The sequence below is a fragment of the Streptomyces sp. NPDC002838 genome, assembly GCF_040295365.1.
Lineage (GTDB): Bacteria > Actinomycetota > Actinomycetes > Streptomycetales > Streptomycetaceae > Streptomyces.
On sequence record NZ_JBEOVF010000041.1, the window covers coordinates 83,450 to 97,357 of the forward strand.

Here is a 13,908-nt window from a genome sequence, read left to right on the forward strand (position 1 = left end):
AGAGTGGCAAACCACCCGTTGAGGCCACCCGAGCGTCATCCTGTCGTGCGCGGCGCCTACCACATGCTTACCGTTTGCCACACGACCCCCTTCTCGTACCCGGAGCAGCCAGTGGGCGCACCTCCTCTTCCCCGTCCCTTTCTCGGGGAGCGCGCCCGGCCCGAGTACGCCTACCGGGAGTTCGTGGGGCTGGCCCAACGGCATGGGCAGGCCAGCAGCGGCCACCACAACCTGAACTACGTGGTGCGGTTGACGGAGCCGATGTCGTGGCGGCTCGGCCGTCCGGCCGGCACGTCCGTCACCGTGCGGATCCGGCGCACCGACGCACTGCCCGTGGTGATCAGGACCTGGCAGAACGAGGCGGAGATCCTCGACGCCATCAAGGGGATCCTGCCCCACGCGCCGCAGTGCCTCGTCAAACGGGACCACTTCGCGATCCACAGCTATGTGGAAGGCGTACCGCTCTCCGCCGTCTGCGGGAACGGCAAACCCGTCGACACCCTGCTCATCAGGGCGCTGGCCGACCTGCTCGCCCAGATGACCCAGGTGCGGCGGGGGGCACTGCCGCCGCTGCCGTCCGTCTGGCCCAGCAACGACACGGACAGCCAGGGGTTCCTGCGCACCCTCGTACATCTCGCGGACCGGCAGATCAGGCGGCCCAACCGGGCGGTCTTCGGCGGACTGTTCGCGGCGCTCGGCATCGCCGAGGACGCGCTGCTCCGGCTGGCCGAGCGGGTTCCCGTCATGGCCCGGCGCCCGTACAGCCTGCTCCACGCCGACCTGCACCGTGACAACCTGATCGTGTCGTACGCCGGTGAGCCGCCCCTCATCTGCGTCGACTGGGAACTGGCGACCTACGGCGACCCCCTGCACGACCTCGCCACGCACCTCGTGCGCATGCGGTACCCGTCCCACCAGCGGGCCGAGGTGGTCGACGCGTGGGCGCAGGCCATGGAGAGCCGCCGCCCCGCCGCCGTGGCGGGCCTGACCAAGGATCTGCGCCACTATCTCGCCTTCGAGCGGGCGCAGTCCGTCTATCCGGACGTGATGCGGGCCGCGCAGTCCTTGGAGGAGTCCTTCACCCAGAAGAGCCTCGACGAGGCGACGGCGGAGGTGCGCCGGGCCCTGGAGGCCGCGGCCGAGCCGCTGCGGTTGAGGAACGTGCCCGGCGAGGGCGAGATCGAGCGAGCCCTGTTCCGCTGGCTGGCCGCCCGCAGCGACCGTGGTCGCGGCGGCCGGGGCGGGATCGCGAAGGCCTTCGTCTGTCAGCCGGACCGGCGTCTTCCCGAGCACCCCGGCTTTCCCGCCTCCGCCGTCCGGGAGGCCCTGGTGGCGGAGGGGGCCGCTCCGGCGGGCCGGGTGTTCAAGGGGACCGCGCACCTCAACACCGTGGTCTGGGCGCCGAGCATCGACGCTCCGGTGGTGGTCCGGCGCAAGCTGCCCGACGTCTGCCGCCGGGAGACCGGCTTCCTCAGCGAGCACGCCGTGCTCCGCGCCATCGAGGAGGCGGGCGTCGCCGTGGCGGCGCCCAAGGTTCTGGCGCTGGGCGAGAGCTACCCGCATGACCCCTTCGCCATCCACACGTACGTCGGACCACGTGACATCGACTGGAAGCACCCCGACCACCCGGTGCACGGCCTGCTGCCGCACGAGGCGGACGCGTTCGTGGACCAGCTCTGCGCGCTGACGCAGGTGAACTACAAGCAGGTCGACCCGACGTCCGGCGAGGGTGGCTTCCACCACTGGCTCAGGGGCCAACTCGTGGATCTGGTGAGGGATTTGCCGAAGGAGTCGCAGCAACTGGCCAGACTTCTCGGGCTGCCCGACGCGAACCGTCTGCTGCAGATCCTGTCCCGGCACGAGGTGAGTCACCGCAAACCGGCCCTGCTGCACGGCGACCTCAACCCGTGGAACCTCGTGCGCCGTGACGACAGCCTGGCGGTGACCATCATCGACTGGGAGATGGCCCTGGTCGGCGACCCGCTCTACGACCTGGTCCGGCACATGCACCTCACGCCCACCCGACCGGAGATCCGGGACCGCATGTTCCGCCGCTGGGAGAAGAAGCTGCCGCCCGAGTACACCCGCGACTGGCGCGAGGACTGGCGGGTGTACCGCTGGATCGAGATCGTCCGGTCCGCGTACATCGACCTCGACCGGCTGGTGACCGGCGCGAGCCTGGACGCCCCCAATGTGCGCCGGGCCGTGGACTCGTACGCGATGACGCTGGCGGCCGCGAAGGGCTCGCTCGGCCTGCCCGTCCGCCCGACGGCGAACCCCTATCTTGCCCGCGCTCTGGCGTGAGAGGACCCGCACGGCCGCCCGAGGCGGCCCTGGCCGGCGGCAGCGGGGCCGGTGCGTAGGCTCGGCGGTATGAGTGAGATCGGCCTGCGCGAGCGCAAGAAGCAGCGGATGTACCAGGTCGTGTCGGACATCGCGATCCGGCTGTTCCTGGAGAAGGGCTTCGACGCCGTGTCCGTCGCCGAGGTGGCGGCCGCGGCGGAGATCTCCAAGCCGACCCTCTTCCGGTACTTCCCGGCCAAGGAGGACCTTGTCCTGTACCGGTTCGCCGATCACGAGGACGAGGCCGCGCGGGTCGTCAGCGGCGCGGCCTCGCCCATCGGGGCGCTGCTGCGGCACTTCCTGGAGGGACTCGAGCGGCACGACCCCGTCACCGGGCTGAACGACGCCCCCGAGGTGCTCGCCTTCCACTCGCTGCTCTACGGCACTCCCTCCCTGGTCGCCCGCATGTACGGCTACCAGGAGCGGGCCGAGGCCGCGCTCGCCGAGGCCCTCGGCGGCGGGCTGGACGCCCGGCTGGCCGCCGGGCAGATCGTCGCCGTGCAGCGGATTCTCGCCCTGGAGAACTGGCGGCGGATCGCGGCCGGGGAGCGGCTTCCGGACGTACGGGCGGATGCGGTGGCCGCGGCGGAGCGGGCGTTCGGGCTGCTGGCGGCGGGGCTGCCGCACCTGGCCTGAGTGAGACTAGGTAAAAAACTTAACTCAGTTACGTTATTCCGGTACGCTCGCCGGAATGACGTCACCCGACCCCGCCCTCCGGCACGCCCTCGACCACGAACGCGCCCACCACGACCTCTGCCGCGCGGCCCTCGCCGCCATGGTCGACGGAGCCCGGGAACAGGTCGGCACCGGCGAGGACGTCTCCGCCTCCGGTGCCGACGCCGAAGTCCTCGGGTACCAGCTGCGCAGCCGGGCCAAAGCCATGCGGGAACTGCCCGAAGGGCCCCTGTTCTTCGGCCGGTTGGACTTCGACCGAAGCGCCGGCGATCACGCCGGGCAGAGCTACCACATCGGCCGCCTGCGGATCAGCGAGCACCCCGCCGCCCCGCCCCTCGTCGTCGACTGGCGCGCGCCCGTCTCCCGCGCCTTCTACCAGGCGAGCGCCCGCGATCCGCAGGGCGTCGCCGTCCGCCGCCGCTTCGGCTGGGCGCCCGGCAGCCGCGGCGACTCCGCCGACCTCACCGGCCTGGAGGACGAGCACCTCGACCGGGGCGAGAGCCGGGCCGAGAGTCGGGCCGAGTCCCGGACCAGCGACATCGTGGCCCGCGAGATCGAGCGGCCCCGGGTCGGTCCCATGCGGGACATCGCCGCGACCATCCAGCCCGAGCAGGACGATCTCGTACGAGGGGACCTGGCGACCTCGGTGTGCGTGCAGGGCGCCCCGGGCACCGGCAAGACCGCCGTCGGCCTGCACCGCGCCGCCTACCTGCTCTACACCCACCCGCAGCGCATCCGGCGCGGCGGCCTGCTGATCCTTGGACCCAACCGCACCTTCCTGTCGTACATCTCGCAGGTGCTCCCGGCCCTTGGCGAGACCGGTGTACGGCAGTCGACCCTCCTGGAGGAGATCGCCCGGCATCCGGTCACCGGGGCAGACGGCGAGCGGACCGCCGTCGTCAAGCACGACGCCCGGATGGCCGAGGTGCTGCGCCGGGCGCTGTACGCGCGCGTGTCGGCGGACGGGGCGGGCTCCCTCGCGGTGCCCGACGGGTCGTACCGCTGGCGGGTGTCCGCCGAGGAGCTCGCGCGGATCCCGCACGACGTACGGGCCGAGGAGCCGCCGTACGGTGTCGGGCGGGAGCGGGTGCGCAGCCGGGTCGTGCGGTACGTGCAGATGAGGGCCGAGCGGCGGGCCGGGCCGCAGACGAACGCCTGGGTGCGGAAGATCGAGCGGTCACGGGCGATCGGGGCGTACGTCGACGCCGTATGGCCCCGGGTGCGGCCGGAGGAGATCGTGGCCGGACTCCTCACCGAACCGGGGGTGCTGGCGGCCGCCGCCGAAGGGCTGCTGGACGCCGACGAGCAGAAGGCGCTGCTGTGGGCGAGGCCGCCGCGGTCGTGGAAGTCGGCGCGCTGGTCGGCCGCCGACCTCGTCCTCCTCGACGAGGTCGCCGGGCTCGTCGAGCATCCGGAAGGGTACGGCCATCTCGTCGTCGACGAGGCGCAGGACCTGTCCCCGATGGAGTGCCGGGCGATCGCCCGGCGGGCCGCCTTCGGCTCGCTCACCGTCCTCGGTGATCTGGCGCAGGGGACCACGCCGTGGGCGGCCCGGTCGTGGGACACGGCCCTGCGGCACCTGGGGAAGCCGGAGGCGGCCGTGGTGCCGCTGACCATCGGGTTCCGGGTGCCCGAGGCCGTCGTAGCGCTCGCCAACCGGCTGCTGGAGCGGCTGGACGTGGACGTGCCGCCGGGCCGATCCCTGCGCGGTGACGGGGAGCTGAGGATGCGGGAGGCGGCGGGCGACCTGCCGGCCGCGGTCGTGGACGCCGTACGCGACGCGCTGGCGCGCGAGGGGTCCGTCGGGGTGATCGCCGCCGATACGGACGTGCCCCGGGTGCGGGACGCCCTGCGCTCGGCCGGGATCGCGGCGGCCGGCCCGGACCAGCTGGGCGCCCGGGTGAGCGTGGTGCCGGCGAGCGTCGTCAAGGGCCTGGAGTACGACCATGTCGTCGCCGTCGAACCGGCCGCGATCGCGGAGGCGGAGGAGCGGGGGCTGCACCGGCTGTACGTGGTGCTGACGCGGGCGGTGGCGCGGCTGGAGGTGGTGCATGGGAGGGCGCTGCCGTTCCGGCCGCTGTAGGGGGCGCCTCCTTCCGGAGACCGGAGGTGCCCCCGTGGCTCAGGCGGCGTCGAGGAGCGGGATCAGCTGCTCTTCCTCGTACGTCAGATGCGCTTCGAGCTCGGTCGTGAGGCGCTCGACCTCGGCGCGGGCGGCGGCCGGGTCGGCGTTCTCGGCGGTCACCGTCCGGCGCAGTTCCCCGACGAGCTCGGCGATCCGCTCGTGTTCGTGCCGGAGGCGTGCCAGGGCGGGCGCGGCTTCCGGGTGCCGGTCGGCGAGGACCGGGAACATGCCGAGGTCCTCGCCGGTGTGGTGGTTGTGCAGGCCCTGGCAGAACGTCAGGCAGTTGACGCGGAGCTGGGCGCCGAGCGTCGACGTACCGGCGCTCATCTCCTTGCGGATCAGGGCCAGTTCGCGCCGGAAGGCGTCGTGGACGACCTTGATCGCCTCGCCCATCGAATGGGCGTTGATGTTCGGCGGACCGTCCTGGGCGATCTCGTGCAGGGCGACCACCGGGATCACCCGCTCCGTCTTCTCCTGGTACTCCGCCCAGCCCGGCTCCGCCTCGACGGCCCGCGCGAAGGCCTGGTCGCGTTCCTCGCCCTCCAGTACGACGGCCCGCGCCTCGTAGGTGAACGCGCCGCTCTCGATGGTGACTTGGGGATGCGCGAGGAGGTTGGTGTACCAGTGCGGGTGCCGGGGCGCGCCGGCCGCGGAGGCGATGACGAGGATGCGGCCGTCGCCGTCGGGGAGGTAGCCGACGGGGGTGGTGTGCGGGGTGCCGGTGCGGGCGCCGGTGGTGGTGAGGAGGATCAGTCGGGCGCCCTCGAAGTAGCCGCCTACGCGGCCCTTGTTGGCGCGGAACTCTTCGATGATCGGTTCATTGAAAGGGTTGGGCACGCTCTCTGCTTTCTCATTTCTCTGTCGCTGGCTTCTTCTCGAAGATCTTTCGAAGGCGGCACAGAGAAAGAGGCGGGCTCCTGGCCCCCCCCGGCCTCACTCAGAGGCCGGGCACCCAACTCGCTCACGGCACGAGGCCGACCCGGCAGTCATACGGGGCACGCTAACGTCCCCCGTATGACTGCCGCCAGCGGTTTTCCGCCGGTCTTTCGCCGGTTCCCGTCGGCTTCCGCGTCAGCGGCGGCCGAGCAGCTCGATGACCCGCATGTACCCGTCCGTGCCGTGGCCGCGGGCGACGACCCGGCGGGCCTGGCCCTCGGCCACGCGCATCAGGCTCGCGTCGATGCCGTGGGCCTCGGAGGTGTGGACGATGTGGGCCATCGAGGACACCGTCGAGGTGATCGGGTTGAGCTCGCCGGAGAAGCTGCCGTTGTCGACGTCGTCCGCCCACTCCTCGAAGAGCGGCGGCAGGATCGCGGCGATGCCCTGGGCGAAGGGGGCCAGCTCCCGCGCGGTGATGCCCTCGGCCCGGGCCACCGCCACGGCGTGCGCGTAGCCGGCCATCGCCGTCCAGAAGATGTCGAGCAGGGCGATGTCGTAGCCCGCGGCCCGGCCGATCTCCTCGCCCAGGTGGGTGTGGGTGCCGCCCAGCGCGTCCAGCACCGGCCGGTGCTCCCGGTACAGCTCCTCGGGCCCGCTGTGGATGAACACCGCGTCCGGGGTGCCGATCGTCGGGGTGGGCGTCATGATCGCGCCGTCCAGATAGCGGATGCCGTGGGCCGCCGCCCAGTCCGCCGTGTCCCGGGCGCGGTCGGGGGTGTCGGCGGTCAGGTTCACGACCGTACGGCCCTTGAGGGCGTCGGTGACGGCCTCGTCCCGCAGGATGCTGTCGGACGCGTCGTAGTTCACCACGCAGACGACGGTCAGCGCGCTCGCGGCGACCGCCTCGGCCGCCGACCCGGCACCGACCGCGCCGCGTTCGAGCAGCTCACGGTCGCGGCCCGGGGTGCGGTTCCAGACCGTGGTCCGCAGCCCCGCGGCCACGAAGGCGCCGGCCAGCGCCCGGCCCATCGGACCCATACCGAGGACGGTGACGGTGAGGGCAGACTGGTCGGTGGACGTGGACATGCTTCAACTCCCTTGAGAACAGCTACGATTCAAAAAACTGTGACAATTGATGACGAAAGGGGCAGGCGTGACGCGCGGACGTGCTCATGACCCGAACGTCTGTGGAGTGACCGCCGCGATCTCCGTGATCGACGGCAAGTGGAAGACCATGCTGCTGTGGCTGCTGGAATCCGGCCCGCACCGCCCGGCCGAGCTGCGCCGCCGCGCCCCCGGCCTCAGCGAGAAGGTGCTGACGCAGGCGCTGCGCGAGATGGAGGCGGACGGGCTGGTGCACCGCGAGGTGCACGACGTACTGCCGCTGAAGACCGTCTACTCCCTGACGGACTTCGGCCGCGATCTCTCCGAGGCTCTGGCCCCCCTCTCCGACTGGGGCCACCGCCGCCTGGAGAAGATGGCGACCCCCTGATCACTGCAACCAGCCTCTGTCGTGCGCGGCGTGCTGCCAAGTACCCACAAAAAAGTGGGTACGGCGGCCCGCAGGCGTGGGTACGGCGGCATGCCGCCCATTTCGCGCGGCGACGCCGCCTGCCCCGCCCCCGAACGGCTCTACGAGTCCACGGGCTTCAGCGTGTACAGCCGCACATGCACGTACGTCGGGCCGTGAACGGACAAGATGGGTCGGGCCGGACGGGTGGTTGAGACTGAGCACGGTAGGTGTCGTCATCTTCCCGTCCCGACCTGGCCTTTCGTGAAGCTCTGAGCGTGACATCTGTCGCCGAATTCGCATCGTTCCTGACGTGATCCGCGCTCTTCGCAGGCAAGTTGTCGTCAACTTCGAAGATCGCCCCTCCCAGGGGAGCCGTACGGCTCCCCTGGGAGCATGAGCGATACCCGGGACTCCTTGTGGTCCCATCGCTGTACGTGGACGGACCTGCTGGTCCCGGTCGGGCTGGACGCGGGACGGGGAGGCATGGACCTGTCCGATGGGTGGCCGGATCGGTGGACGGCGACGTGGAAGTACGCCGGGGACGAGATCACGGGCCCGGTCCGACACCTGGGGCAGGTGCCGGTGGCGAGCCGCGGGCCGATGCGGGGGTTCATCTGGCGGCGGGAGCAGCGGCACAGGCCTGGTCTGGAGTCACTGGTATCGACGAGGCGCCTGCACTGCGGGTGGTGGCCACGTTGATCCTCGCCTCCTGGCCGGAGGCAAGCCGCTTCGCAGCGACACCCGCCCTGGCACAGGCGATCGAACGGGAAGCGGTGCAGCGAATGCGCGACAGCCGACGCCGCACGCGGCGGGGCGGATCGAAGAGCCCGTACGGGATCAACTCGCTGCTCTCACCTATGGAGTCCGCCCTGACCATGGGCGCGGTACTGGGCATCGCTGTGTCCGTGCTCGAAGCCCGCGACAAGAACTGGACAGAGCGAGTGCTACGCCCGTTCTACGACGCCGCCCTCGCATTGAACCGGGACACCTTCCGGCGCCTTGCCCGCCTCCCCGGCACATCCCTTGCGCTGCAGCAGGTGCTCGGAGTCGCAAAGGAGGCAGCGGACACTCCGAGCCCCGAGATCTACGTCCGCGGTCCACGAAACGGCTGACCATGCGCTCCCGCCGGAGGCGCCGACGCCGCGGTTGTCGTAGGTGATCACGCGGCGTCGGGCGGCGAGTCCGTCGACGACGCGGGGGTCCCAGTTGTCCAGGACCGCGGACAGGTGGTTGAGCAGGATCAGCGGTACGCCGTCGTCCGGACCGCGCTGCCGGTAGGCGAAGTCCACGCCGTGCACGGACACGGCGCGGGTCGGCGCGTTCTTGTACGACGACGGGGTGGGCGTGGGGGAGCTGGACGGTGCGTTCGTGATCGGGTCCTGGTGTGGGAGAGAGGAGCGTGGGGCGGGATCTTCTCGTTGTGGCGGGCGGCGTTCTCGGCGTCCGGCAGGGCCGGTGCCCTGTGCTCACGTCATGGAGACGACGACCTTGCCGGCTTTCGGGCGGCCCTTCTCGGCGTACTCCATGGCCTGGAGGGTCTCGTCGAAGGGGAAGATCCGGTCGACGATGGGGCGGATCTTCCCGGCGTCGATGAGGGGGGTGAGTTCGCGGAGTTGGGCGCCGCTGGCCTTCATGAACAGGAAGGCGTAGGTGACGCCGAGGCGCTTGGCCTGGCGCCGAATCTTGGCGCTGAGGGCGGTGACGGCCAGGCGCAGGACCGGGTTCGCGCCGAGCTCGCGGGCGGTGGCCGGGTCGGGCGGGCCCACGACGGAGATGACCTGGCCGCCGGGCTTGAGGACGCGCAGGGACTTGGCGAGGTCCTCGCCGCCGAGGGAGTCCAGGACGACGTCGTAGCCGTGGAGGATTTCGGTGAAGTCCTGTGTGCGGTAGTCGATGACTTCGTCTGCGCCGAGTTCCTTGACCAGGTCGACCTTGGCGGTGCTCGCGGTGGTGGCCACGTACGCGCCCAGTGCCTTGGCCAGCTGGATGGCGATGGAGCCGAGGCCGCCGGCGCCCGCGTGGATGAAGACCTTCTGGCCCGGCTGTACGTGGGCCCGCTCGACCAGGGCCTGCCAGGCGGTCAGCGCGACCAGGGGGAGGGAGGCGGCCTCGGACATGGTGAGCGTGGCGGGCTTGGGGGCGAGGTCGTCCTGGTGGACGGCGAGGAGTTCGGCGAAGGTGCCGATGCGGTCCTTGTCAGGCCGCGCGTAGACCTCGTCGCCCACGGCGAAGCGGTCGACGGACGATCCGACCCGGACGACGGTCCCGGCGAGGTCGTTGCCCAGGACGAGCGGGAGACGGTAGGGCACGATCGCCTTGAGGTCACCATTGCGGATCTTCATGTCCAGCGGGTTGACGCCCGCCGCGTGGATCTTGACCAGGACGTCGTCGGCACCCACCTGAGGGTCAGGTATCTCGGCGGCGCGCATCCCGGCCGCAGCACCGTACTTCTCGACCATGAAGGCCTTCATCGTCATCTCCGTTCGTGTGGTCTCCCGTCCAAGCGGGAGGGGTGTTCTGTCCGTGAGGGGTTGTCTCGGGACGATACAGCTTGTGGTGTTCTTCTAGTCCGCGCGCTCCGCGTCGGCACGGCAGTGGCCAGTGCCTGCGCGGAGAGCTCTGCGTCGGCCGCGTTTCCGGGCTCAGGCCACCGGCACGACCGGGGTGATGACGCTGCTCGCGTCGCCGCCCTGGAGGTGTCCCAGCGAGCCCGCGATGCCCTCGTGCGGTACGCCGAGCGGCACGGCGCTGACCTTGTCGAGGCGCGCGTACTGCTCGTCGGTCAGCTGGACGTCGAGGGCTGCGAGGTAGCTGTCGAGCTGGGAGAGGTTGCGCGGGCCGATGATCGGGACCAGCGTGGCCGTGGAGCGGGCGGCGTGCTCGCGGACCCAGGCCACCGCCACCTGGGCGGGCGTCGCACCGGTCTCCTGGGCGATGGCCAGGACGGTGTCGACGACGGCGGTCTTCTGGTCGGTGCTCTCGGTGTGGATGACCATGCCCAGGTCGCTGAGGCGCCCTTCTGCGGACGTGCGGTACTTGCCGGTGAGCAGTCCGCCGCCGAGCGGGGACCACAGCGCGGCGCCGAGTCCGAGGCTCTCGGCCATCGGCAGCAGCTCCCGGTCGGCGGTGCGCTCGACGAGGCTGTACTCGTGCTGGATGCCGATGATGGGGGACTGGTTGCGCAGGTCGGCGAGGGTTACCGCGCGCGAGACGCGCCAGGCGGGGAAGTTGGACAGCGCGGCGTGGTGGATCTTGCCCGCGCTGGCCAGGTCGTCGAGACCGCGCAGGAGCTCCTCCATCGGAGTGAGCTGGTCGGGGAAGTGCACCCACAGCAGGTCGATGTAGTCGGTGCCCAGGCGCTTCAGGCTGGCCTCGACGGAGGCGACCAGGTTCTTGCGGCTGTTGCCGGTCTTGGAGATGTCCGGCTGCGGGGCGGCGCCGAGGGCGAACTTGGTGGCCAGGACGAAGTGCTCGCGGTCGGCGGAGACGAGCTTGCCGGTCAGTTCCTCCGACTCGCCGAACTGGTAGCCGTCGGCGCTGTCGAGGAAGGTGCCGCCGGCCTCGGCGAACCGGTCGAAGATGCGGCGGGCCTCGTCGGGCTCGGCGCCTGCGCCCCAGCCGGTGCCGAAGTTCGCGGTGCCGAGCGCGTACTCGGACACGCGCAGTCCGGTCCTGTGTCCGAAGGTCGTGTAACGCATGAGAAGTCCTTACGCAAGGGGGCCTGGAAGGCCGTCGTGCCGTGGTGGAGGGGGTGAGCGTCAGCCCGCGTTCGGCTGGGGTGCCGCGGACAGGCTCTGCTTGACGTACCGGCTGGTCTCGTCGGCGAGGATCTCGGGCAGGCCGGTCTCGATGCCGCGCAGGGCCTGGGCCGCGACGTCGGCGGCGGCGACCTTCTGATCGGCGGGCACGCCGGCGGCCATGTCGGTGTCCATGTAGCCGACGTGCAGCGCCGAGACGGTGATCCCGCGGGGCGCCAGTTCCTCGCGACTCGCGTCGCTCAGCGCCCAGGCGGCGGCCTTGGAGGCGGCGTAGGAGCCGAGTCCTGCCGGGTGGAACCAGGACAGGGCGGACAGGACGTTGAGTACGGCGCCGCCGCCGTTGCCCTCGATGACGGGGGCGAAGGCCCGTGTGGCGACGAGCGGGCCGAAGAAGTTGGTCTCCATCTCGCGACGTACCTCGTCCAGGTCGCCGCCGACCAGCGTCGCGCCGTTGGAGATGCCCGCGTTGTTGATCAGTAGCGTCGCGTCCGACGCGATGCGGGCGGCCTCTCGTATCGACTCCTGGTCCGTCACGTCGAGGCGCAGTGGGCTCACGCCCGGCAGGTCGACCGTCTCGGGACGGCGGGCCGCCGCGTAGACCTTGGCGCCATGCTCCACGAGCTGGGCGGCCAGGTGCCGCCCGAGGCCCCGGTTGGCGCCGGTGACCACCGCGACCGCGTTCTTGAGTTCCATGCTCGCTCCTGTCCTTCGCGGGCGCCGTCGGAGCACCCGCGTCAATTAGATTTCAAGCACAATCTAAACACAGGGCTATGATAGATGCCAGTCGACATCCAAATGGGAGGTGGCCATGGGCCGCGTATCGCAGGCGCAGGCGCAGGAAAATCGCAGGCGGGTGGTGGACACCGCGTCGCGGCTGTTCCGGGAGCAGGGCACCCACGTCAGCGTCGCCGATCTCATGAAGGCGGCCGGCCTCACCCACGGTGCCTTCTACAAGCAGTTCGCCTCCAAGGAAGCGCTCGTCGATGAGGTCACCGCCCACGCCTTCGATGAGATCGCACGGCGCAATGCGGCCGGGCTCGAGCGGCACGACGGGCAGCGGGATGCCGCTCAGCGGGCCCTGATCGACGCCTACCTCTCCGTCGAACACCGTGACAACGCGGCGGACGGCTGCCCGGTCGCGGCTCTCGCCATCGATGTCGCGCGCGGACCCGAAGGCCGCGAGGCGCGCCGTACCTACGCGGAGGGCGTGGCCGACTTCGCCGCGTTCCTCGCCCCCGCCGAGGCCGTCGGGGGCGGCGAGGGCGGCCTCGCCCGGCTGTGCACCCTGGTCGGTGCTCTGGTCCTGTCCCGGGCCACCCAGGGCTCCCCGCTCTCCGAGGAGATCCTCGCCGCCGCGCACGCGGCCCTGACGGAAGCCGGCTGACCGGGGGCCCGGCATCGGGCGCCGCGCGGCGTGTGTGCACCGGTCGCACCCGCGAGGTGACGCGGGGCCCGAGGCTTGATGCGGGGACGCCCTGCGCATCCCGAGTCGAGGGCGCCCGGCGTGAAGCCGGCGGGCGGGTCTCGCCTGTCTCGATGCGCATCAGGGCACGGCACCGCGTACCCGCGGCCGAACTTCGCGGCGCCCTGCGCGCGACCGTGATCGTCGGTCCGACCGTTGATGGTCCGGGCGTCGCCGGCGTCAGCGCGGGCCTGGACCTGGGCCGTGGTCCGCGACATCGTCGACTCGTACCAGCGGGCCTCGACCGAACCGGAAGGCGTCTCCTACGCCGAGGTCGACGCGGGCGGTGTTCCCGCTCTGTGGGCCATTGCGGAGGGCGCGGCCCCCGACAAGGCGCTGCTCCACTTCCACTTCGGCGGATCCGTCACCGCCTCCATGTACTCCGACCGCAAGGCGGCCGGCCACATCGCGAAGGCCGCGGGTGTCCGCTCGCTGGTCGTGGACTTCCGTCTGGCCCCCGAGCACCCCTACCCTGCCCAGCTCGACGACGCCGAGACCGCCTACCGCTGGCTGCTCTCCCAGGGCTACGAACCGAAGAGCATCGGCAGCACCGGCCACTCCATCGGCGGCACCCTCGCGGTGATGCTGCCCCTGCGCCTGCGCGAGAAGGGCGAGGAGCTGCCGGGCGCGATCGTCAGCGTCTCGCCGTTCGCCGACGTCACCCTGACCAACCCGGCGGTCGACGCGAACGAGAAGAACGACCGGATGCTGGACCGCGCCACGCTGGAGATGTTCCGCGCGGCCTGGCTGCAGGACCCCGGCGTGGACTTCGCCGACCCCGCCATCAGCCTGGCCAAGGCCGACCTGACCGGCCTGCCGCCCACCACCGTCCACTACGGCGCGTACGAGATCCTCGCCGACGACGGCATCGCGCTCGGCCGCCGCCTCGCCGAGCACGGAGTCACCGCCGAGGTCCACGAGATGCCCGAGGGTCAGCACTCCTTCATCCTGGGCGCCGGCCGCGTCCCCGAGACAGACCGGGCGATCCAGCAGATGGGGCAGTGGCTGCGCCGCCACCTCGGCGCCTGAACACAAGGAGGGCGGAGAGAGGCCCGCGAGCGGGGCCCCCGACCCCCCCGCCCGGCGGGGCGCCCGGGTCACCGGGGCGGGGGGGCGCGCGGGGTAGAGGACCCCCAGGGACTCAACTGCCCGG

At 71.5% G+C, this 13,908-nt stretch carries 12 protein-coding genes; 6 read left to right on the forward strand and 6 right to left on the reverse strand.

Annotated elements, in window-relative coordinates; all coding sequences use genetic code 11:
* Window positions 1–111 precede the first annotated feature (111 nt).
* From ABT063_RS37890 to ABT063_RS37900, 3 genes are all read left to right on the forward strand, one after another.
* Window positions 112–2,304 carry a phosphotransferase gene (locus tag ABT063_RS37890; protein WP_351064993.1) on the forward strand — a complete coding sequence of 731 codons (2,193 nt, stop codon included), beginning with the start codon at window positions 112–114 and terminating at the stop codon, window positions 2,302–2,304.
* Between the two features lie 69 nt (window positions 2,305–2,373).
* Complete coding sequence (locus tag ABT063_RS37895; RefSeq protein WP_351064995.1) at window positions 2,374–2,979, forward strand: TetR family transcriptional regulator; 606 nt, start codon at window positions 2,374–2,376, stop codon at window positions 2,977–2,979.
* A 55-nt stretch (window positions 2,980–3,034) separates the two neighbouring features.
* Window positions 3,035–5,101: a HelD family protein gene (locus ABT063_RS37900; RefSeq protein ID WP_351064997.1), complete on the forward strand. Its 2,067-nt coding sequence runs from the start codon at window positions 3,035–3,037 to the stop codon at window positions 5,099–5,101.
* A gap of 39 nt (window positions 5,102–5,140) precedes the next feature.
* Here the strand turns inward: ABT063_RS37900 and ABT063_RS37905 are convergent, their stop codons facing one another.
* Both ABT063_RS37905 and ABT063_RS37910 read right to left on the reverse strand, forming a co-directional pair.
* Window positions 5,141–5,980: a nitroreductase/quinone reductase family protein gene (locus ABT063_RS37905; protein WP_351064999.1), complete on the reverse strand. Its 840-nt coding sequence runs from the start codon at window positions 5,978–5,980 to the stop codon at window positions 5,141–5,143.
* Between the two features lie 234 nt (window positions 5,981–6,214).
* Window positions 6,215–7,108: an NAD(P)-dependent oxidoreductase gene (locus ABT063_RS37910; RefSeq protein ID WP_351065001.1), complete on the reverse strand. Its 894-nt coding sequence runs from the start codon at window positions 7,106–7,108 to the stop codon at window positions 6,215–6,217.
* Window positions 7,109–7,157: 49 nt separating this feature from the next.
* Here ABT063_RS37910 and ABT063_RS37915 point away from each other — a divergent pair, with 49 nt between their 5' ends.
* The gene (locus ABT063_RS37915; RefSeq protein ID WP_351065003.1) at window positions 7,158–7,514 is read left to right on the forward strand and encodes a winged helix-turn-helix transcriptional regulator; all 357 of its coding nucleotides are present in this window, start codon (window positions 7,158–7,160) and stop codon (window positions 7,512–7,514) included.
* Between the two features lie 965 nt (window positions 7,515–8,479).
* Here the strand turns inward: ABT063_RS37915 and ABT063_RS37920 are convergent.
* From ABT063_RS37920 to ABT063_RS37935, 4 genes are all read right to left on the reverse strand, one after another.
* Complete coding sequence (locus ABT063_RS37920) at window positions 8,480–8,839, reverse strand: alpha/beta fold hydrolase (RefSeq protein WP_351065005.1); 360 nt, start codon at window positions 8,837–8,839, stop codon at window positions 8,480–8,482.
* Between the two features lie 162 nt (window positions 8,840–9,001).
* Entirely contained in the window at window positions 9,002–10,006 is a 1,005-nt protein-coding gene (locus ABT063_RS37925; RefSeq protein ID WP_351065006.1) for an NADP-dependent oxidoreductase, read from the reverse strand.
* A gap of 171 nt (window positions 10,007–10,177) precedes the next feature.
* The gene (locus ABT063_RS37930; RefSeq protein ID WP_351065007.1) at window positions 10,178–11,233 is read right to left on the reverse strand and encodes an aldo/keto reductase; all 1,056 of its coding nucleotides are present in this window, start codon (window positions 11,231–11,233) and stop codon (window positions 10,178–10,180) included.
* A gap of 60 nt (window positions 11,234–11,293) precedes the next feature.
* Entirely contained in the window at window positions 11,294–11,986 is a 693-nt protein-coding gene (locus tag ABT063_RS37935) for an SDR family oxidoreductase (RefSeq protein ID WP_351065009.1), read from the reverse strand.
* A gap of 115 nt (window positions 11,987–12,101) precedes the next feature.
* Here ABT063_RS37935 and ABT063_RS37940 point away from each other — a divergent pair, with 115 nt between their 5' ends.
* Window positions 12,102–12,677: a TetR/AcrR family transcriptional regulator gene (locus tag ABT063_RS37940; protein ID WP_138047869.1), complete on the forward strand. Its 576-nt coding sequence runs from the start codon at window positions 12,102–12,104 to the stop codon at window positions 12,675–12,677.
* A 282-nt stretch (window positions 12,678–12,959) separates the two neighbouring features.
* Window positions 12,960–13,784, forward strand: a complete 825-nt coding sequence (locus tag ABT063_RS37945) for an alpha/beta hydrolase (RefSeq protein WP_351065011.1) — start codon at window positions 12,960–12,962, stop codon at window positions 13,782–13,784.
* Window positions 13,785–13,908 lie beyond the last annotated feature (124 nt).

What these genes read in the sequence shown, in the direction of transcription:
- ABT063_RS37895 (WP_351064995.1), top strand. Translation starts at nt 2,374, where the DNA reads ATGAGTGAGATCGGCCTGCGCGAGCGCAAGAAGCAGCGGATGTACCAG.
- ABT063_RS37900 (WP_351064997.1), top strand. Translation starts at nt 3,035, where the DNA reads ATGACGTCACCCGACCCCGCCCTCCGGCACGCCCTCGACCACGAACGC.
- ABT063_RS37915 (WP_351065003.1), top strand. Translation starts at nt 7,158, where the DNA reads ATGACGAAAGGGGCAGGCGTGACGCGCGGACGTGCTCATGACCCGAAC.
- ABT063_RS37910 (WP_351065001.1), bottom strand. Translation starts at nt 7,108, where the DNA reads ATGTCCACGTCCACCGACCAGTCTGCCCTCACCGTCACCGTCCTCGGT.
- ABT063_RS37940 (WP_138047869.1), top strand. Translation starts at nt 12,102, where the DNA reads ATGGGCCGCGTATCGCAGGCGCAGGCGCAGGAAAATCGCAGGCGGGTG.
- ABT063_RS37930 (WP_351065007.1), bottom strand. Translation starts at nt 11,233, where the DNA reads ATGCGTTACACGACCTTCGGACACAGGACCGGACTGCGCGTGTCCGAG.
- ABT063_RS37935 (WP_351065009.1), bottom strand. Translation starts at nt 11,986, where the DNA reads ATGGAACTCAAGAACGCGGTCGCGGTGGTCACCGGCGCCAACCGGGGC.
- ABT063_RS37925 (WP_351065006.1), bottom strand. Translation starts at nt 10,006, where the DNA reads ATGAAGGCCTTCATGGTCGAGAAGTACGGTGCTGCGGCCGGGATGCGC.